Raw genomic sequence first — 19,640 nt, forward strand, 5'->3', positions numbered from 1 at the left:
TTGTCAGTGCCCCGGACTGGTTAAGGTGAGGGCGCGAGCACGCCCTCACCTTAACCAGTTGCGTAGTCCTGTAGTTATTAGTAGGGTGCGCTTTGGCGCACTTTACTACTACAGATAGTGTAAAAATAGAAGGAATGCAGCGTCAGTCCTGTTCTTCCTTCTTCCCTATTTCTTTTGACTTCATAACTTACGCAACAAATAGTTCACTGCGCTATTTGTAGAATCTCTGTCGACAGAAGCGCACCCTACAGATAAAGTTTAGGCGTCCAGGACAGTTCCCTCTTTTGTTTATTCTTCCTTCTCAATAAAAAACCCCGGTTTCTTGAAGAAACCGGGGTTTTTTCTACCAACTAACAGAGGAGTCAAAAGTTCACAGGTAGCGGTTGCCGGAATTCTGCATTTCTCGCACAACCCTCTAAACCAAACTACGGGCAAATTCTAGTTGCAGCTTCTTTAAAGCTGTCTCATTTCCTCTTCAAGCACCCGAACCAAATCTTGGTTCCCACTGGATCTTGCTACTTCTATGCGGTGAATCAGTTGCTTGTGAATGTTAGCGCGGTGGGTTTCTGCGACTTTTTTTACGTTTTGACGATTTGTGTTCATGGTGGACGTTCCTTATGTTAAATTTGGTGTACCTGCTACTTCTCTAATATAGCGCTAAATTTCAAAAAGTATCTAAATTTACAAAAAATTTACAGTTGTTGACCGATCGACCAAACTACTGTACAATACTGACCAGAAGTCAATAGCGAAATCTTGACAATCCCAAAGAAAGCAAAAGCCTAGACCAGCAGAAGGCTAGAGCAGCAGAAGGCAGAAGTAGAAATCCTCCCCATCACCCAACATTTACTCAAAGGGTAAGCGACCCAATGCGCACCCAACATTTACTCAAAACTCAAAACTTGCTCCAGCGCCTCTACCAACTGCTGAAGGTGTGCGAGCTCGTGAGTTGCCATCAGCGAAATCCGAATTCGACTGACGCTGACAGTCGGAGGCCGAATCGCCGAAGCAAAAATACCCATTTCCTTGAGCTTGCTGCCCGCTATTAAAGCTGCGGCTGCATCTTTTAACGGAAGACTGAAAATTGGGGAGAGGGAATTGGTAATTGGTAATTGGTGATTGGTAATCGCGCAATATTTGAAAGTTTCGATATTTTGTCGCAACCGAACTCGGCGTTCTGGTTCTTGCTGTACAATTCTCACAGCTTCCAAAGCAGCGGCCGCGTCAGCAGGCGTCAATGCCGTAGTATAAATCCAACTCGCAGCTCGATTACGCAGAAAATCAATTAAAGCAGCAGAGCCCGCAACGTAGCCGCCCAGACTTCCCAAAGCTTTGCTGAGTGTCCCCACTTGCATCAGCGGTGTTCCCGTACACCCGAAATGTTCTGCACAACCGGCACCGCTAGCACCGAAAACTCCTGTAGCGTGAGCTTCATCTACTAATACCATGCAGTTAAATTTTCCGGCCAAAGCTAACAACTGCGGCAGCGGACACAAGTCCCCATCCATGCTAAAGACGCTATCGGTAATAATTAAACACTTGCGGTATCTCGCCCGATTTTGCTCTAACTTGGCCGTTAAATCCTCAAGATTGCAGTGACTGTACTCTAGGGCAGTTGCACCGCTGAGTGCGGCTCCGTTTTTCAGGCTCGAATGGTTGTACTTGTCAGATAATATTAAATCGCGCTTGCCGACAACGGATACGATCGCCCCTAAATTCGCCAAATATCCCGAACTAAATACTAAAGCATCTTCAGTTTGTTTTAAATTAGCAATAGCCAATTCTAGCTGTCGGTGCAAATCGCGGTGTCCGCTTAGCAACCTCGAACCCGTCGCACCCGTACCAAATTCCTTAGTTGCAGCTATAGCCGCTTGAATTAACCTGTCATCGCCGGCAAGTCCCAGATAATCGTTGCTGGCAAAGTTAATCAGCCGACGGCCTGCTAATTCTACCACAGGCCCGGGGGAACTCTCGATCGATTGTGGCGATCGATACCAATGGGCGCGGCGAATAGTGTCGAGAGACTTCTCTATCCAAGCGTAAGGGTCAGCGTTCATTTTGGAAAGCGATCGGGTAATAAGTTATATTGTCTTATAATCAGTCCCTGCCTATCACACAAGCATATGCCACTCACTAAAAAATACAGATTAGTCACCCGCAGCGATTTTGACGGTCTTGTCTGTGCCGTTTTGCTCAAAGAACTCGATATGATCGAGGAGATTAAATTCGTGCATCCTAAAGATATGCAGGATGGAAAAATCGAAATAACAAATAACGATATTAGCACCAATTTACCCTATGTTGAGGGAATTCATCTAGCATTCGATCACCATTTCAGCGAAACTCTCAGACACGAGAAAATCAAAATCAACCACATCATCGACCCCTATGCAGCTTCCGCAGCTAGGGTTCTGTACAAATATTATGGAGGCAAAGCAAAGTTTCCTGATATTTCCGACGCGATGATGCAGGCAGTTGACAAATCAGATTCCGCTCAATTTGCCAAAGAAGAGGTTCTGCATCCACAAGAATGGGTGCTGTTAAACTTCATAATGGACGCCCGAACCGGGTTGGGAAGGTTTAAAGAATTTACGGTTTCCAATTATCAGTTAATGATGCAGTTAATCGATTACTGCAAAAATCATACCATCGATCAAATCTTGCAGCTTCCTGATGTGAAAGAAAGAGTAGACCTCTACTTCGATCAAGAAGAAAAATTTAAAGAGCAAATACAGCGCTGTGCCAAAGTTTATAATAATTTAGTTGTTTTGGATTTGCGCAACGAAGATGTGATTTATGCAGGAAATCGTTTTGTCATTTACGCTTTGTTCCCCGAGTGCAATATATCGATTCACGCACTGTGGGGACTGAAACAACAAAATACTGTTTTCGCAGTTGGTAAGTCAATCTTTAACAAAACTTCTAAAACAAATATTGGGGAGTTAATGTTAAGATATGGGGGCGGCGGGCACCACAATGCCGGAACTTGTCAGATTGAGAATGATAAAGCTAGTAAAGTTTTGAAAGAGTTAATTGCCCAGATTGAGCAAAATGGTTAAATTGGCTTTATCTTTTTTGCAGTCAGGACTTGAGTCTTTGATTATTTTATTTTTCAGGGCTAAAGTCCTTACTACAAACAGGGATTTTCAGAACTGAAGTCCTTACTACAAACGGGAATTTCCAGGACTAAAGTCCTTACTGCAAACGGGAGTTTAGTCCTCAAGGTTTTGAGATGGCGGGTTCGGGGCATTGAGATTTTCTGAACTCTTGCCTTTGACTGGCGGCACATGGTCTACCAAACCCATATCAAAAGCGATATCCGGCAACTCATCAGCGTTATATTTTCCTGCCTCAAACAATCGCCCGGGAGTAAAACAAGGCTGTTTCAATCGTACCACTTCCCCCGGTGAAAACATTCCCCTAAACATTTTGCGTTCGAGTCCCATAATTTCGGCTCCTAAAACAATTCTCGCATTAATCTTAGCAATTTTTGAGCCGCAGCTTCCCAATTAAATAAATCCGCCGTCTCTCTAGCTTTTTGAGCTACCTGAAAACGCATTGGGTCTTCAACAAGTTTTCGCAATTGTTCGCGAACAGACTGAACATTTGGTTCTGCCCAATGAGGAGCATTTCTGATTTTTAGATACTCAGTATCGTAACACTTTCCGACGGGTATGAGATCGTAAGCAATGGGATAGCAGTTATCAGCATTGGCGTACTCAGTCGGGCCGCCGTACATAGTCATAGCGACGGGCAAACCTGCTGCAAAGGCATCCAAAATTTTAATCGCAAAACCCTCGCCGCGAAACGGAGCTAAAAAAGCATCGGCTGACAAGTATAAATCAGCTAGTTCTGCTTTATTATAAAATTTAGGCATTATCACAATTTTTGGCTTTAACTTGCCGAGGCGCTTTTGGATATTGACGAGATGTTCCACTATAACCTCTGGATTTTTGCCGCCATCTTTGATAATTAACTCTACGTTGGAATTGTCTTGAAACTCTTCATAAAAAGCTTGAATGGCGACATCCGTGCCAAATCTATACAAATCAAAAGAATTGGTCATGTGCAGAATATATTTTACATCTTTTTGGGTTTTTTGCGGTTTGGGAAAATAGAGTTGGGAGATTAAAGGATTGAAACCTAGAGGCAGGACTGATACGTTGGTCGCCGGACATCCAGCTTTTATTAAGACGTTTTTAGAATATTGGCTGACGGCTAGTTTGTGGGATAAGTTATTGACAGCATCGTAAATCCAGTAATCATAATCATCAGTGTTTTTGGCGAATTCGTAATTGATAGCAAAAAGTTCTAAGTTGAGATGTCCCTTGAGTTCTTTTAAAAAATAAGGTTTCCAGTAATGAGACCATTTTATCTGAAATAAATCTGAGGGTGCGGTGTTCATCCACTTCTCTAACAGGTGGTTTTCTTCTGTTGTGGAATTGCGGGTGAGGTGAGAGGCGATTGTCGAGGGTTCGACAGAAATAGGAATTCCCATTTTGTCTAAACTTTTCGCCAGGGATAGTGTAATGTCGGCGAAGGAGTTAAAGTGTTGAAAGCCGACGTTAAAGTGAACCATATTTATTAGTTATTAATTATTAATTATTAATTATTAGTTATTAGTTGGTAGTTATTGGTTATTGATTATTGATTATTGGAGGCAGAGCCTCCAGGTATGTATTTCCAGGCAGAGCCTGGGAACAAGACTGGAAGGCTAAAATACCAACAAATAACAACTAATAAATAACAAATAACAACTAACTAAGGGCTAATTGGCCGATCGCACTAAAATGACTGTACAGTCGCACCCGCGCGCCACGGCTTCCGGGATGTTCCCCTGAATCACCTGCTTCAGCAGCCCTTCGCGGCTCGCTCCCAGGACGATCGCATCGCACTGATCGTTCTGAGCCAAATCAATTAAAGCATCAGAAACCGATGTAGCGCAAACCGAAGTCGCTATTATCGAACAGCTAACCCTGCGCTGGATAAACTCCGCCGCTTGCTTTAATTCGCGGCGATCGGGTTGTGCAACAGAAGGCTGGTGAACCTGACACAATTTAATCTCCGGTACAGCACTCGCAGCCACCAAAGCAGGTAGCAGCCGCAAAGCCGCAGCTTGCTTGTAACCGCCGCGAATAGGCACCAACCAGCGCTGCAAACCCATCAGCGTGTGCAGTCCCAATTCTGGCGCTGGAATGTCTGAATTCGGCGGGGAAAGTTCACTCTCTGGAGTTGCTGATGAATCTGAGCCGATCGCCAATGCGGGATTATCTGCGCCGTCAACTCCTTCGGGCTTTAACTCCCATTCTATAGACGCATATTTCCGCCCGCTGAAAGTGGGGAAAAACTCATTTTTCTTGCGGGTTGCTAATATTTTTTCGCTCCATTTAACCAAAATAACCTCGCAGCCGGCTTGCCGAATTACGGTATCCACAACATCGCCAAAAATGCGTCCTTTTGTGGAAAATTCGCCTTGCCAGCCCATCAAAATTAAATCGATGTGCCGCTCCCTAATTGTCTCCAAAATCGCGTTAGGCACGTCGTGAGCTACCCGTATTTGGGTGTGAACCGGCAAGTTCCAATTGCGAACAATTCGCTCGGCTTGTTGCAGCAGGCGGCGGCTTTTGGTTGTCCGCACGGCGCTTTCTGAGGGGGAACTGTTGCGCGGTACTAAGATGATTTGCAGGCATTCTAATTCGTAATTGCGATCGCGCGCGATCGCCGCGGCCAGCCGCAGCAAAGCGGGTGCTGTTTGGGGGTTGGAAAGCGGCACTAATAAGCGGCCGTTTCCGACTTGCGGAGCCCTGGTTTGATAGACAACATAAGAAGGTTCTGGATGCGGGCCCTGGGTTGTTTCTCCGCTGAGGCGATCGGATTCTACTCGGATAATGTCGCTGCGGGTAATAATTCCCACCAAACGGCGGCCTTCTATGACAGGCAAGCGGCTGATATTGTAGTTGTTGAGCCTGTACAATACCTCGCTTAAAGTATCTTTTGCTTTGACTGCGATCGGGTGTAGAGTCATAAATTCTTTGAGCAGCGAGTCTCCGGAAAAATTGCGCTCGCTGGCATTTGCCAAATCGGTTTGACTGACAATTCCGACTAATTTGCCATCTTCAACAACTGGAAATCCTCGGTGGTGCGATCGCGAAAATGCCTGCATCACTTCATCGAAAGTCAGCAGACTCGAAAGAGTTTCAACTCGGCGCTGCATCACGTCTTCTGCGTACAAGTCGCTCAAAGTATTGCTGGCAGCTTGTACCTTTGTCAGTTCAATGCCGTTAAACTCCAAAAGGTGATTGTACAGCGAGCCGCTCTCTACCTTTTCTGCCATTAAATAAGCAACTACAGAACAGATCATCAAAGGCAGCACTAATTTGAAATCCGCCGTAATTTCAAACACAATTACTACGGCAGTAATCGGCGCTCTAGTAACCGCGCAAAAAAACGCTCCCATTCCCGCCAAAGCGTAAGTTACCGGTGAACCGATACCCAAGACATCTGCCTGCACAATGCCCACCATGTGACCGAGTGCAGAACCCATAACTAGGGAAGGGGAGAACAATCCTCCCGGAGCTCCAGAAGCAGCGGAAATAATTGTTAGAAAAAAGTGAGCTACAAAAGCAATTAAACTCGTTATGCCGCTTGCTTCACCGGTCAGCAGAAACTCCCGCAAACCCGTATTGTTGCGGAAACCTTCTGGGAGAAAAGCTATTACTGAACCGCAGATTATGCCAGCTAGAGCCACTCGCGCGGGCAAAGCTAATTTGAGCGATCGCCTGTTAAATTGCAAGCTAGCAACAATCCCTTTCGTGAACAAAGCTCCCAGCAATCCCGCTAAAACTCCTAACAGTATGTAAAACGGAATTTCCTGAGCCTCAAAACTGCTTTGGTACTCGCGAAGGTTCAAACTTAAACTATCGCCGCCCAAAAGCTGCGAGACAACTGCACCGATAAATGAAGCGATAATTGCAGTCCCTAAAGTCAATCCCGAAACGTCGTGCAGCAGTTCTTCAACTACAAACAAAACTCCTGCAATCGGAGTATTGAAACCAGCAGCCAATCCCGCAGCAGCACCGCAAGCAATCAATTGTCGGCGGTAGTCTGGGGAAGTAGGCATCAAGTGACCTATCCAGCCGGCCAAAGATGCTCCTATTTGCACAGTCGGGCCTTGCCTGCCTAAAGTTAAACCGGAACCAACTGCTAAAATAGTGGTCAGAAGTTTGGCTACAGCTACTCGCAAATCTAAGGAAAGATTGACTCCGCCGAGAGCAGCTTTGACGTGAGGAATGCCGCTGCCGGCAGTTTCGGGAGCAAAACGCTCAACCAAGAAACCTGTTAGCAACCCGCCGCATAAACCGACGCCCGGCAGTAATATCCAAGCTGGAATTACTGTCGAGGTAGCAACTCGCCAACTGCCGAGCCATCCAACTCCTGATTTGAGCAAAACGCCAGCCAGTCCTGAAATTAAACCGATCAGACAAGCTTCAAAAATAGCGAGGCGTTTCGGTCGTAAAAACAGTTGAGATGCGATGACCCTGGAAGGTTCCCTAAATTGTTTAGGGATAGTAATGTACGGCATAAATAGCGTTGATTACCTGAGAATTGTCTGCTCGATCAAACTTTAGCAAAAAATCCTTCGATACTTACCTGAAATCTGCTGTAATTCCGATGCTACCGGATTTGATATCAATCTGCAATTTTTTTACCCTATAGCCTCCACCACTGTTTTCAAATCCGGCACTTCTAAATCACGCTAGCCGCAGGCCGGCAGTGTCGCCCCAAATCCTGTTTTCTCGTGTCTGCGATTTAGCCAAATCTATCTCGCGACTTGACAGCAATTGTCTCAAGGCTGGCATTATTCCGCTTTTCCAATCTATGAGAGGGCCGTAGCAGTCAAAACTTACAAATTCAAATTGATTAAAATTTAACCTCTTTCATTGCTTCTATTCTACGGTTGATATTCAGCAAAAATTTCAATTTTTCCGACAATATTGCGATTAAATTCGACCAATTCTTCTGCCGGAATCCAATACTCTTCTTGTATTGAACTACCCACATTTTGAACGGGATATCTTTTTAAGAATTCGGCCGCAACCCGAAAGCGGGTGACATAGCCGAAATATCCCGATGCTGCATCTCTTGTATTCCAATCTCGCGCGATTTGTATGGCATAGGCTTTGTGAAGTACCGGATAAAAAGTAGGCTGAAAGGATAAGCGCGGCGGGAATGCCAGAAAATCGCTTTCTTTAATCAGTTCCATTTCTTTTTTGCCGACGGCTCGGAACAGCATTACTGTCTCTCGATCTGATATATTGATATTTTTAAACCAAGCTTTCCAACCGTCCCAATTGTGAACTATTTTAGCCAATTCAGCGTAACCGGCCGCGCGGGGATGGACCCCATCGTTTTCGGTAAGTTCTTTTTGCCAAATTTCCGATTGTTGCAGGGGGGTGCAAACATCTAGATAAGGCACGTTTAACTCACTGCAAACTTGAGCAAATTGTTCGGATAAGTTGGCAATGCGGCTTGTGCGATCGGCATCGATAACTGGCGGTGGCCCTACCATTAAAACAGGGACTCTTTCTTGGGCAGACTTGAGAATATATCGCGCATTTTCAATTGATTTCTCAATTTCAATGCGAATTTTTTCGTTTTCTAGGTAAGTGTCGTTGACGCCAAAGGAAAATACTATTCTGCCGTCGCCGTAGTGAGGTAAGCGGCAAGAAACTTCGCTGAACCAGCGAGTTTCTATATCGGCACTGGTTTCTCCCCTGATTCCTAAATTGTAGTAGGTAATATCGTGTCCTTGTCCGCAAGCAGCCGCGCAAATCCGTCCTGTCCAACCGAGACATTTGGGATCGCAAGTACCGTTTACAAAAGAATCGCCGATAAAACAAATACGCATAGTATGTGTGGGGATTATGAATTGGGAATTGGGAATTGTTGACTGTTAACTGATGATTGATGACTACTAACAACTAACAACTGACAACTAACAACTGCCAACTGCCAACTGCCAACTGACTTTAATTTTTGCCGATGACGGACAATCCCTCTACAATTAGAGACGGTGTGTGGCAAGAACCGTTCCACTCGGAGTCTCCTCCCAATTCTACCAATTGTTTGAGAACGCTGTAGACGTTGCCGGCTACCATTGTGTCTTTGATTCTGCCGACTATTTGACCTTTTTTGACTCGGTAGCCGAGATCGACGTTAATCGAAAAATCGCCGGAAATTCCGGCACTGCCACCAAGCATTTGATCTACTACAATTCCGTCGTCTAATTGAGCGATTAAATCGATTAGCGAAAGCGAACCTGGTTTAATCAAAACATTGAACAAACTCGGCGTCGGATAGCTGCCCAAACCCGGGCGAAATCCGTTGCCGGTAGTGCCGCTACCCAAGGCTCGACCGGTGGTGCGATCGGTATAAAATAGCTGCAACACTCCGCTGTTGATAAAGACGATCGCCCGAGTGGGAGTACCTTCGTCGTCAAAAGGACAGCTATAGGGCCCGATATCCGGCTGCTGCGAGAGGGTGACAAGCGGCGATGTCACTTGTTGGCCTAATCGATCGTTCCAAGGCGAAGCACCTTCGATTACCTGTTTGCCGTTCAACGCCGCACAGACAGTCCCCCACAGCAAGTCGGCTGCTTTGGCTGTAAACAACACCGGCACGCGGCCCGTGGCGGGAGCAACATTATCTTTGGCCCATTCTAAACGCTGCAAAACCCGCTTGGCGCTGGTGTTTAAGTCGAGGGTACCGCGTTCGGTTTCGCCTTCCCAAATGTTGAGGAAATCTTCGCCCCGCACTAATTCTGCTGACAAGTAACCGCTGAGAGTGGTGTCGGTGTGACTGGAATCCAAGCCTCTGGTGTTCAGCAAGCGGGTGCTTTCGATTTCGCAGTCGAGTTCGGCGGTGCAGAGGCTTTCGGGATAGGCTTCGCGGACGATCGCGATCGCCTCTTTTCCCCAGTTTACTAGCTGTTCGGCCGGCACCGACACTCCGCGATCGGGATAAACAACTTTCTCACCGGTGCCGAGTTCGATGGTTTCCGGTTCGTTGAGTTGCGAAAGCGCGATCGCCCTGTCCACCAAAATTTGCGGTTCCACGGGCCCGTAGGCCACCGCCAAACCCGGCCGCCCGTCCCGCCACAGTCGCAGGGCAATGCCTTCTGCTTGGGCGGTTTCTAGCTGTTTGAGGCGGTTTGCTTCAAAAAAGACCGGCCGCGAGAGCGATTGCGATTCCAATACCTCAGCAGCTTCTGCACCTGCTTTGGTAGCTAGTTCTAGCAGTTGTTCTGCTGATTGGTCATTGGTCATTGTTGTCTGTGGTTGGTAATGGGCGATTCGATTTTCGATTTTCGATTAAAGAATTGGCAATGACTTACTGGATATGGGTTGGGAGCACGAGCCTACATTTAGATTCTTTTGGGAAACTGGTATAATTGGGGATAACAAGATGCTACGCATTTGTTATTATTTGCATCTTGTCCAAGCCCTTAGCGTCGATTTTAGATTTTAGATTTTAGGTTTTAGATTTACTCCACAGATGAATCTGGGAACTTGAACTATCAATCTAAAATTTCGATCTCTCCACGACAGGAGTCGGGGGCTTGGAACCGTTTTTGGGCGGTGTCAGAAACCAGCTTTCTTGCTGCAAGTCAAATCTCAAAGCCGAGAGTTTTTATCAAAAAACCTGGTTGCTTAAATCAGATTGAGAATGCTGCCAGATATCAGTTATTGCCAAGCGAGCGACTAAATAGTTAGTTCGTGCAGCAGCCAAAACCCTGCAAAAGATTCCGATTCCGGCTTCGACTGAATTGCTAAAAAATGTACTTTTTTTGCTTGCTTTTTAGCGGCTTCAAATCCTTTCGCTTCTCTCTCAGTTGCTGCGTCTCTGAGATTAGCTAAAATCCAGCGATCGTTAGCTCCCGTATCTAATACCAGCCTAGCGGGGGGGCCGCTGTCAAATTTGAGAAAAGCCAACTCCAAACCCGACATCCAACCTGCCAGGGCTGCTGCTCTCGACGAGTAGATAATAAGTCCCGGAATTTGGGTTTCCGGGCCGAGGCGTGTCATCGGCAGCCCGAAAGCTTCGCCAAATCCGATATCCCACTCGGACATTTCGTCAAAAGCTGCGAGCGGCAAACTCACAAACGTCCATTTTTCGCCGATTAAAGCATCCGGCAGCGCAACTGGCGTTTCGGGTACAAATTGAACGCTCGGGTTCACAACCGGTTGATAGCCCGGTTCGGCTGGATAAACGTCTTGCATCCGTTCTTCCAGCCACAGGCTGAGGGCGAGGGTGCGGCGGCTGCAGGCGGCGGGAATGTCCAACTCCTCGCAGGCTTTAGTAATCATGTTCGCCATTTGGCGGCGGAAAAAGCGGATTTTTTCGGGTCTTTTCGGTGCTGCGGCGATCGCATCTTTAATTGCATCCGCCAGCCACAGGGAATTCACGGTTGAACTGGAGCAGAATTGCGAGTAGCGAAACAGAGATTCGGCCTTGTCGCCTACATTCAGCGGGCTTTCGCAGATCAACACTTCCCATTTTTTTTTCTCTCGCTCGTCTATGATTGGACGGCTGTAAAAGTCGAGTTCCCAAATAGTAGCCATGCCGCGCTGTTAAAAATTAATCCTTTCTCATGTTACCGGACAGGGGACAAGTTTCTGATTCTGACAATTTAAGGCTGATTTTCAATCGCGGGCGATCGCACTTTCCCAAAGATTGCCGCTTTCCCTTGCAGCTTCCCGTGTAATTTTTGGCAGCAGTGCACAACCGGACGCATTAGCAACTCTTCGGAGAACTGTCGCGGAGCAATCTCAACCTGCGATCGTTTGTTAAACTTGTGCAAGCCAGGGAAAACCAACTGTATAGCTTGATTCCATGAGACAAATCATTCTCGAAAAGATTGTTTCAACCTTACAACCTTTAGATTTTGTTCTCGCTTTATGGCAAGGAGGTTCAGCAGCCCACGGATACACCGACGAGTGGTCTGACCTCGATATTGCTGTTGTGGTTGAAGATAACTGCGTGGAAAAAACATTTGAGATTGTTGAAAAAGCCCTCGCAGAAATTGGCGAAATCGAACTCAAATATCGAGTTCCCGAACCCGCTTGGCACGGTCAGTCGCAGTGTTTCTGGCGGCTCAAAGAAACCCCACCTTTTTTCCTAATTGATTTTGCTGTTTTCCGGCGCAGCAGCCGCAACGATTTTCTGGAAATAGAGAGACACGGGAAAGTGCCGATCGCCTTTGACAAAGCTAATCTAATTGTACCGCATCCTTTGGATCGAAGCAAACATTTATCTACAATGCAGTCGAGATTCAACGAAATTAAAATCCGTTTCGATTTGCTGCAACCTCTGGTAAAAAAAGAGATTTTTCGCGGACATTTAGTAGATGCGATCGGCAACTATCACAACTGGACGCTTCTACCATTAGTCGAACTGCTGGGCATGATTTACCGTCCGCACAGATACGACTTTGAACTAAAATATTTTACCCGAGACTTTCCGCCAGAAATAGTCGCTCGCACCGCACCGCTTTTCTGCATTGCCAACCTTGAAGATTTGGCATCAAAACAGCAAATAGCTGAGGCTTTTTTTGCAGAAAGTTTACCGCTTGCAGAAGCTAATTTTTACTTTGATAACACCCTAACACTACCGCAATAGGATCAAGGTTTCGTACCAAAAACGATTAATATAGTAGCATCAACCTTAAAGATTAACATCCCGTGACAAAACTCAGCGTTAACATCAACAGAATCGCCCTTCTCAGAAACTCTCGAAACATCGGTATCCCCAGCGTTACGGAAGCCGCAAAAACAGTAATTGCTGCCGGAGCTCACGGCGTTACAGTCCATCCCCGCCCCGACGAAAGGCACATCAAAGCTGCCGATGTTTACGAATTAGCCAAAATGCTAACTGTCGAGTTCAACATCGAAGGAAATCCGTTTCAGCCGCCATTTATGGATATAGTTTGCGACGTAAAACCGGCTCAGTGTACCTTAGTGCCGGACGCTCCCGACGTGCTAACATCGGATAGCGGTTGGAATATTCCCGAAAATCGCGATCGGCTCTTACCAATCATTCAAAAATTAAAAGACAACGGCATCAGAGTCAGCTTGTTTATGGACGCAGAGGCTGTTCTCATGCCGCTAGCAAAAGAAGTTGGAGCAGACAGAGTAGAACTGTACACGGAACCCTATGCAACTGCTTTTCGCGAAGGTAGAGTAGAATCTGTTTTTCAACAATATGTCTTAGCAGCTCAAGCCGCTCAATCAGCAGGTTTGGGAGTGAATGCCGGACATGATTTAAATTTGCAAAACTTAGCTAAATTTTGCTCGATTCCTGATATACTCGAAGTATCGATCGGTCATGCTTTAATTGCGGAAGCGCTAGAAATGGGCTTGTCCAACACAGTACAAGCTTACCTAAAAATCCTGGCAGGTTCGTAGTACAAATTAACCTCGTGGGGAAGGGCGGATTTTACCGCGGTAAACTCATTTGTATCAGAGATACTAACTAAATCCGCCCCTACAAGCATACAGGATCAAAACTTACGCAAAAAGTGGTTTAACACGCTACGAATATGGTAAGGTGCGCTGTCTATCGCCATACAGAATTAGTCGATCGTCCAAAAATAGGTAACAGTAGGGGCCGTCACCCCCTGCAGGGGCTAGCTTTTTCTAGTAGCAGCGCTCCTCCCACAGCCAAAACACCGCGTTTTTTGGGTGGGGGCATTTTTTAAGCAAGATCCTCGGAAACAGCTTGAATTTTCCTCGACCAAATTACTAATATTCTCTAATGATATTATGTGTAGGGAGTATCATTGAAATGTCTCGAAAAACTGAGGCTACTACTTAGCTCCCGCACTGCCAATCTGCTACCAGCAGGTTTTGTGCAAGTACGGGATATTTATGTGTATCCTCCATACTGCTGTAGCCTCTGTGCGATCGCCAGATTTAATCCGGTGAAAACAGGCAAACACAAGTAACCATATACAACTCATTACCAATCGGAAGTGCGACATGAAAAAACTAATTTTACTGACTGGAATGCTACTCGTGATGGCGGCCAAATCTGTATTTGCCAGCCCAGTAGCCCCAAAAATTGCACCGAGCGAGCTGATGGCTGCCTCGGAAATTACAGAAACCGTTAATAAAACCGCTACATCTGCCGCAGTTCCCAACATCGAACCGATCGAGCGAATGTCAACCTCGGAAATTCGAGAAACCATCAACCAACCCACCACCTATATTTTTGAAGGCGTCAAAGGGCGAGAACTCACTCTCTCCTTGTGGGCGGGACAACTGAAAGCCGAACTTTACAGTCCCAATGGTGAAAATATGGGGGTTATTGAAAAAAGCGACAATCAGTGGGTGGGTCAGTTACCAGAGTCCGGCATCTACCGCGTGCGAGTTACCCCGAAAGGTCAGACCAGCAGCTTCGTACTCGGACGCGACTTTAACGCCAAGTGGACTTATAGGCCCGATCGCGCAATGCCCATAGCATTCAGAGAAAAAGAAGCCACAATTAAACTCAAAATGTCCGGCTACCAAATCCAGCCCATCACGGTTCAAGGCAAGCAGGGACAGACAATCAGGGTAACTGCTAGCAACAAAAATCTAGATCTGGCGATCGAATCTCCGTCGGGACAACTCCTAGATCAAGGCGAAGGTCAAACTTTTGCTCAACTCCCCGAATCCGGCATCTACCGGGTGATGGTAGTTGCCAAAAGGCCGGTCAAGCCCTCCATCAAAGTTTATGTGCGATAGCTAAAGATGGCAAAAATACTGTCGCGCGATCGAACGTTGCGCCTCCCAATTACCACAGCTCGCCCGATCGGCGAGCTGTTTTTTGCGCAAAATCAACCTTGGATCAGCGCTTCAAAACGTTCTTGTTTCCAAATGCAGCTTAAATCCGAGTCAGCTAAAGCTAGTTCTCGGTATAAATTAGGGATAAACTCCACAGCCCGCTGCAAATTGTCAAGAGCCAAATCAGCAAATCCCAGTAGCGCATAACAGCAAGCTTTATTGTAAAAAGCATTAGCAAAATCAGGATTTATTTCTAAAGCAATTTCGTAGCAAGCAATCGCCTCCGAGTAGTCGCCTTTTCGCGCCAATTCTACACCCCGGTTATACCAAATTAAATAATCTTCAAAGGGAGACTCAGATGTGGGAGTGAACTTGGCATTTGTCTGATTTAAACCTACTAATTTCCCCAAAGCCACTCTCCGTTCGCCCACAGCTTCGGCTCGGCCCGGTTTCAGATCCAGCGATCGACTAAAACTAGCCACTGCTTGTTTGTAAAGTCCCATTGAGTTAGCAGCTATACCGCGATTGTACCAAGCCTTCGCGTCGTCAGGGTTAAACTCGATCGCCCTGTCAAAACTGTTGAGCGCCAGATAGTAAAGCTTGAGTTCCAACAGAGCATTACCTCGGTTGTACCACGCCCCTGCAGCCTCCGGGTGCAAATCTAAAGAGCGATCGAAACTCAGAACCGCCTTATTGTAAAGCCCCATATCGATCAGCGTCAGTCCCCGGTTGTGCCAAATACTTGCCGCCCACGGACTAAACTCCAGAGCCCTGTCAAAACTGTTGAGAGCCTCTAAGTGCTGACCCAACTTTCCTAAAGCAATAGCCCGGTTGTGCCAGCCAAAGCTCGCATTCGGCTGCACCGCCAAGGCCTCATCAAAACTATGTAACGCCTCTAAGTGCCGTTCTAGGTTCCCCAAAGCCATGCCTCGCCCAAACCAAGCCTTATAATGATCGGATTGCAACTTCACAGCTCTGTTAAAGTTCGCCAGAGCAGCATGATCGTCGTTAGCTTCGAGGTGACGCGAACCCAGATGGTAATACCAAGCCGCTTCCAAGTTTTGAATTAAGTTCATAATATTTTGTATCTATCTTAGGGATGATTTTACCTGAAACCATAGCTGGAATAAAACGGTAATTTCACTAAAAATCTGAAATATTTGATACAGGGCGATCGCCCGTACAAACTACCAGTAACAAACTCAACAATTGGCTGTCGAAACTAAATATTTTCCTCTGGTAAAATGGTTTTTTCGCTAACCCCACTCATCGCTTGTTGGAGGTGCTGCGCATCTCAAATCAGCGTGAATCGCGGAACTATTTACCGCATCCCGAATTAGGTTTGCAGTTACACAAAGAGTCCAAGGCAGCCCAAAGTCTAACTGCAAATCTCATAGTGCGATCGAACTTCTGCTTGCCCAATTCAAGCAACCACAACCGCTGTTTTAGCATTCTCACTCAACATCAACTGGCCTGTTGCATCAATACTAAAATCTTTCCCCAGCACAAAACCCTTGCCCATCAACCGCTGGCAAACAACCAGCGCAGTAATGCGGCGAATTTCTTCCATCACGTCAGCAGGAATCAAATAACTCAAACTCCAGAGCACGGACTCGCAGTCATACCAAATCAAACGCTCAATACTGACAATCATCAAAGCAGCTACACTGTCAACAGACAGCCGCCCTCTAAGATCCGCAATCAAATCTTTACCAATTAAGCTATTGCGAGTCATCATCGCTCTAGCCATCTTCCCAATTTCTTGTTCGAGTTCTAAATGATTCATGCTTGGCACTGGCTTTTATGTTTTTAAAGCGCTACTCAGAGTAAAAACAGCAGCCGCTACCAGGCTCTGCCCTAGCGTAGCTGACGCAGGCTCTACCGCAACTCTTTTAACAAAGTATACCTAAAGAAAGATCCAAAATGTATCTAAAGGCAGATACCAAAATATATTTTTTTTAAATAATTCGATATGCCAATCCCTAGAAGAGTTACTGGCAACAGCGAAGGAGCGCATTTTTGCCCGCCGAGGCCTAGTGGTCTACACCTGTCAGCCGTACTTCCTCCGCTAGTGGCTATCGGCTCCTCAACAGGTAGTCCCAAAGCTCTAGCCGCCATTCTCTCCCGCCTACCAGCAAACTTCGGTGTGGCCATTGCGATTATTCAATATGTCGATATGCAGTTTTCGGCGGGGCTGGTGGATGGGCTGAATCAACAAACACCCTTGACAGTGAAAGTAGCCAAAATTGGCGATCGGCTGGAGAAAGGTATTGTCTTAGTTGCAGGTACTAACGATCACCTCAGTCTTCGTTCTGATTTCACTCTGCATTACACAAAAGAACCGATTGACTATCCCTATCGCCCATCAGTAAATGTGTTTTTTAAGAGTCTTGCCCAATACTGGAACCACAAGGAAACCGCCGTGTTACTGACTGGGATGGGACAAGACGGTGCTGAGGGAATGAGCCTTTTGCGATCGCGGGGATGGCACACAATTGCTCAGGATGAGAAAAGTTCTGTCGTATATGGAATGCCCAAAGCGGCTGTTCAGCTAAATGCAGCGGTTGAAGTTTTGCTTCCTGAAGCGATCGGCGATCGCTTAGTTCAGCGAGTCCAGTTCAAATAACTCGGTATTATCAATGTCAACCATGATGAAGCCAAGAGAAAGAAGTAGATGAGTGATACAAATTTGGTAAACTAGACAATCAACTGTAAAGTCACCACTTCCTTTTTACAAAAAATGAGCATAGGTTTTTTCTCAATAGTTTTATGAGAGCATTGATTAAATAAAATATCAAAGAACACTCGCTTACTGAAGTCCTCCTAGTCGCTTAAATTCCAGCCGGACAGGGAGGCAAGTTTTCCGCATCCCTTTATTTTGTATAATAATAAAGTAGTTATCTCAGAGAAAAAAAATAATGGCTGCAAACCAGGCAGACATCGATATTGCCCCCTTGATCGACTACGGCCTGATCGACCCCACCGCTACGCCAGAGCAAGTAGAAAACTGCTGCCAACAAGCAGAGAGATTTGGCTTTGTCACAGTTTGCGTGTATCCCGCCTACGTCAGACAAGCAGTTGAGCTGCTGCACGGCAAACGTCCCAAAGTCTGCACAGTTATAGGTTTTCCCACCGGTGCTTCGACTTCAACGGTGAAACTTTACGAAGCTCTAGAAGCAGCAGATAATGGAGCCGTAGAGTTAGATGTCTCCGTTAACTTAGGATTGTTGAAAGCTGGAAGAATCGACCAATTCCACCGGGAATTAGCCCAAATTTGCGAAGAAACTAATCTCACCATCAAAGCAATTATCGAAAGTTCCCTGCTTTCGGATGCCGAAAAACAATTAGCGGCTGAGATCTGCATGGAAGCTGGTGTGGCTTATATCAAAACCAACACTGGCTTTTTTGGTCCGGCGAAAGTTGACGATGTGCGACTGCTGAACGAAGTTATTAAGGGCAGGATCGGGATTAAAGCCGCCGGCGGAATTCGCACTCACGAACAAGCTCTAGATTTGGTAGTAGCTGGGGCAACTCGTTTGGGGACTTCTCGCGGCCCTGAATTAATCCGCCAGCGCGATAATTTAGATAAAAGTCATTAGTCATTAGCAATGGCTAATTGGTAGTGGCTAATTGGGAATTGGTTCGCCCTTACGCACCCTACAACTAAAAGTTCTGCGTCCTGGACTGTTTTTGCTACTGTCTAATAACAATACTTCGGACAGTTTTTGATTGCCAACTGTAGAATGACTGTTCCAGGTCGATCGACCAACGAGGACAATGAAACTGTCCGAAGTAATCTAGAAAATCTAAAATCTAAAATCTAAAATCGAGTGACTCGAACTTACAAAGCAACTGGAATCAATCTTAAGAGTGCGCCGATCGGCGAATCCGATCGAGTGCTGACAGTTTTGACGCGGGAATTCGGCTTAATTCGAGCCGTAGCACCGGGTGTTCGCAAACAGCGATCGACCATCGGCGGTAGAAGCGAATTATTTGTTGTCAACGAATTGCTAATTGCCAAAGGCCGATCGCTCGACAAAATTACCCAAGCCGACACCGTACAATCCCATCCGGGTTTGAGCCGCAACCTCGGGAAACTCTCAGCCGCGCAATATCTGGCCGAATTGGCGATCGCCAGCGCCCTTTCCGACGAGCCCCAAGAAGAACTCTTTTGGTTGCTGGGCGAACATTTGAGCCGTTTGGAGCGTTTGTCCGATCGCACAGAAATCCAATCCGCCGCCGTGCTTGTCGCCCACCTCACCCACGGCATTTTTCACCTGCTAGCCTTAGCAGGCCTCGCGCCCCAAGTCCAAGTCTGCTGCGCCACCAGACGCCCGCTCATCCCAAATTTCAGCGATCCGAACTGGCAAACCGGGTTTAGTATACCCTCTGGGGGAACCTTCAGCTTGTCCGAACTAGCTAACCTAGAGGCAGAACTGTCTTCAGAAACCGGCACCTTGTACAAATCCGCTTCTCGTTCCCGGCAAACGACTGGCAGCAAACACTTGACAAACTTCTTGATTAATGCTAAGGAATTAGCAGCGCTGCAACAGTTGGCTAGTCCAGAACTAGAAGAGGGGATTGCCGATCGAACAACTTGGGTATCAGTAGAAAATATTTTGCGGCAATATGCCCAGTATCATTTAGGTTGCACGATTAGATCGGGAAGCTCGATCGATACCTACTTAGAGAGTTTTGAGTTTTAAATTTTGAGTGTTTAGTTAAATAGGTGAACGAACGATCGTACATCGCACCCCCAGCCTGCGGGATATCCGAACCTGCCGGCCTTTTCAGGTAAATTCTCAAGGTTGTTGCGAC

17 protein-coding genes are annotated in these 19,640 nt (G+C 46.5%); 7 read left to right on the plus strand and 10 right to left on the minus strand.

The genetic code is table 11. From position 1 onward, the window contains the following. Positions 1-453: 453 nt before the first annotated feature. Positions 454-603: an arginine synthesis PII-interacting regulator PirA gene (gene pirA, locus QUA54_RS01075; RefSeq protein ID WP_006635290.1), complete on the minus strand. Its 150-nt coding sequence runs from the start codon at positions 601-603 to the stop codon at positions 454-456. A 281-nt stretch (positions 604-884) separates the two neighbouring features. Beyond that, positions 885-2,057 carry an 8-amino-7-oxononanoate synthase gene (gene bioF, locus QUA54_RS01080; RefSeq protein WP_333412600.1) on the minus strand — a complete coding sequence of 391 codons (1,173 nt, stop codon included), beginning with the start codon at positions 2,055-2,057 and terminating at the stop codon, positions 885-887. Between the two features lie 66 nt (positions 2,058-2,123). Here bioF and QUA54_RS01085 point away from each other — a divergent pair, with 66 nt between their 5' ends. Then, positions 2,124-3,059: an exopolyphosphatase gene (locus QUA54_RS01085; RefSeq protein ID WP_333412602.1), complete on the plus strand. Its 936-nt coding sequence runs from the start codon at positions 2,124-2,126 to the stop codon at positions 3,057-3,059. A gap of 153 nt (positions 3,060-3,212) precedes the next feature. Here QUA54_RS01085 and QUA54_RS01090 read toward each other — a convergent pair whose 3' ends face one another. From QUA54_RS01090 to QUA54_RS01115, 6 genes are all read right to left on the minus strand, one after another. Continuing rightward, on the minus strand, positions 3,213-3,446 hold the full coding sequence (locus tag QUA54_RS01090; protein ID WP_333412603.1) for a hypothetical protein: 234 nt from the start codon (positions 3,444-3,446) through the stop codon (positions 3,213-3,215). A gap of 11 nt (positions 3,447-3,457) precedes the next feature. Continuing rightward, positions 3,458-4,579: a glycosyltransferase family 4 protein gene (locus tag QUA54_RS01095; RefSeq protein WP_333412605.1), complete on the minus strand. Its 1,122-nt coding sequence runs from the start codon at positions 4,577-4,579 to the stop codon at positions 3,458-3,460. A 189-nt stretch (positions 4,580-4,768) separates the two neighbouring features. Then, positions 4,769-7,582 (minus strand): chloride channel protein, encoded by a 2,814-nt coding sequence (locus tag QUA54_RS01100; RefSeq protein ID WP_333412607.1) that lies wholly within the window; start codon positions 7,580-7,582, stop codon positions 4,769-4,771. 369 nt (positions 7,583-7,951) lie between these two features. After that, positions 7,952-8,908, minus strand: coding sequence for a GDSL-type esterase/lipase family protein (locus QUA54_RS01105; RefSeq protein WP_333412609.1), 957 nt, complete (start codon positions 8,906-8,908; stop codon positions 7,952-7,954). Between the two features lie 121 nt (positions 8,909-9,029). After that, on the minus strand, positions 9,030-10,325 hold the full coding sequence (locus QUA54_RS01110; protein WP_333412611.1) for a TldD/PmbA family protein: 1,296 nt from the start codon (positions 10,323-10,325) through the stop codon (positions 9,030-9,032). Positions 10,326-10,760: 435 nt separating this feature from the next. Then, on the minus strand, positions 10,761-11,621 hold the full coding sequence (locus tag QUA54_RS01115; protein WP_333412613.1) for a Tab2/Atab2 family RNA-binding protein: 861 nt from the start codon (positions 11,619-11,621) through the stop codon (positions 10,761-10,763). Positions 11,622-11,892: 271 nt separating this feature from the next. On the opposite strand from QUA54_RS01115, the gene QUA54_RS01120 reads away from it, so the two are divergent. The 3 genes from QUA54_RS01120 (at position 11,893) to QUA54_RS01130 (ending at position 14,783) form a co-directional block, all read left to right on the plus strand. Next, positions 11,893-12,678: a nucleotidyltransferase domain-containing protein gene (locus QUA54_RS01120; RefSeq protein WP_333412615.1), complete on the plus strand. Its 786-nt coding sequence runs from the start codon at positions 11,893-11,895 to the stop codon at positions 12,676-12,678. Positions 12,679-12,740: 62 nt separating this feature from the next. Continuing rightward, positions 12,741-13,463 carry a pyridoxine 5'-phosphate synthase gene (locus tag QUA54_RS01125; RefSeq protein ID WP_333412617.1) on the plus strand — a complete coding sequence of 241 codons (723 nt, stop codon included), beginning with the start codon at positions 12,741-12,743 and terminating at the stop codon, positions 13,461-13,463. Between the two features lie 573 nt (positions 13,464-14,036). Then, positions 14,037-14,783 (plus strand): hypothetical protein, encoded by a 747-nt coding sequence (locus QUA54_RS01130; protein WP_333187860.1) that lies wholly within the window; start codon positions 14,037-14,039, stop codon positions 14,781-14,783. A gap of 92 nt (positions 14,784-14,875) precedes the next feature. Here QUA54_RS01130 and QUA54_RS01135 read toward each other — a convergent pair whose 3' ends face one another. After that, on the minus strand, positions 14,876-15,898 hold the full coding sequence (locus QUA54_RS01135; protein WP_333412620.1) for a tetratricopeptide repeat protein: 1,023 nt from the start codon (positions 15,896-15,898) through the stop codon (positions 14,876-14,878). Between the two features lie 347 nt (positions 15,899-16,245). After that, on the minus strand, positions 16,246-16,608 hold the full coding sequence (locus QUA54_RS01140) for a hypothetical protein (protein WP_333412622.1): 363 nt from the start codon (positions 16,606-16,608) through the stop codon (positions 16,246-16,248). A 186-nt stretch (positions 16,609-16,794) separates the two neighbouring features. On the opposite strand from QUA54_RS01140, the gene QUA54_RS01145 reads away from it, so the two are divergent. From QUA54_RS01145 to recO, 3 genes are all read left to right on the plus strand, one after another. Then, a complete protein-coding gene (locus tag QUA54_RS01145; RefSeq protein ID WP_333412624.1) occupies positions 16,795-17,448 on the plus strand; it encodes a chemotaxis protein CheB in 654 nt (217 codons plus the stop codon). A gap of 292 nt (positions 17,449-17,740) precedes the next feature. Further along, on the plus strand, positions 17,741-18,421 hold the full coding sequence (deoC, locus tag QUA54_RS01150; RefSeq protein WP_333412626.1) for a deoxyribose-phosphate aldolase: 681 nt from the start codon (positions 17,741-17,743) through the stop codon (positions 18,419-18,421). Positions 18,422-18,652: 231 nt separating this feature from the next. Further along, positions 18,653-19,528, plus strand: coding sequence for a DNA repair protein RecO (gene recO / locus QUA54_RS01155; protein ID WP_333412628.1), 876 nt, complete (start codon positions 18,653-18,655; stop codon positions 19,526-19,528). Positions 19,529-19,640: the final 112 nt, after the last annotated feature.

Source organism: Microcoleus sp. MOSTC5 (genome assembly GCF_036701825.1).
GTDB classification, from domain to species: Bacteria; Cyanobacteriota; Cyanobacteriia; order Cyanobacteriales; family Microcoleaceae; genus Microcoleus; species Microcoleus asticus.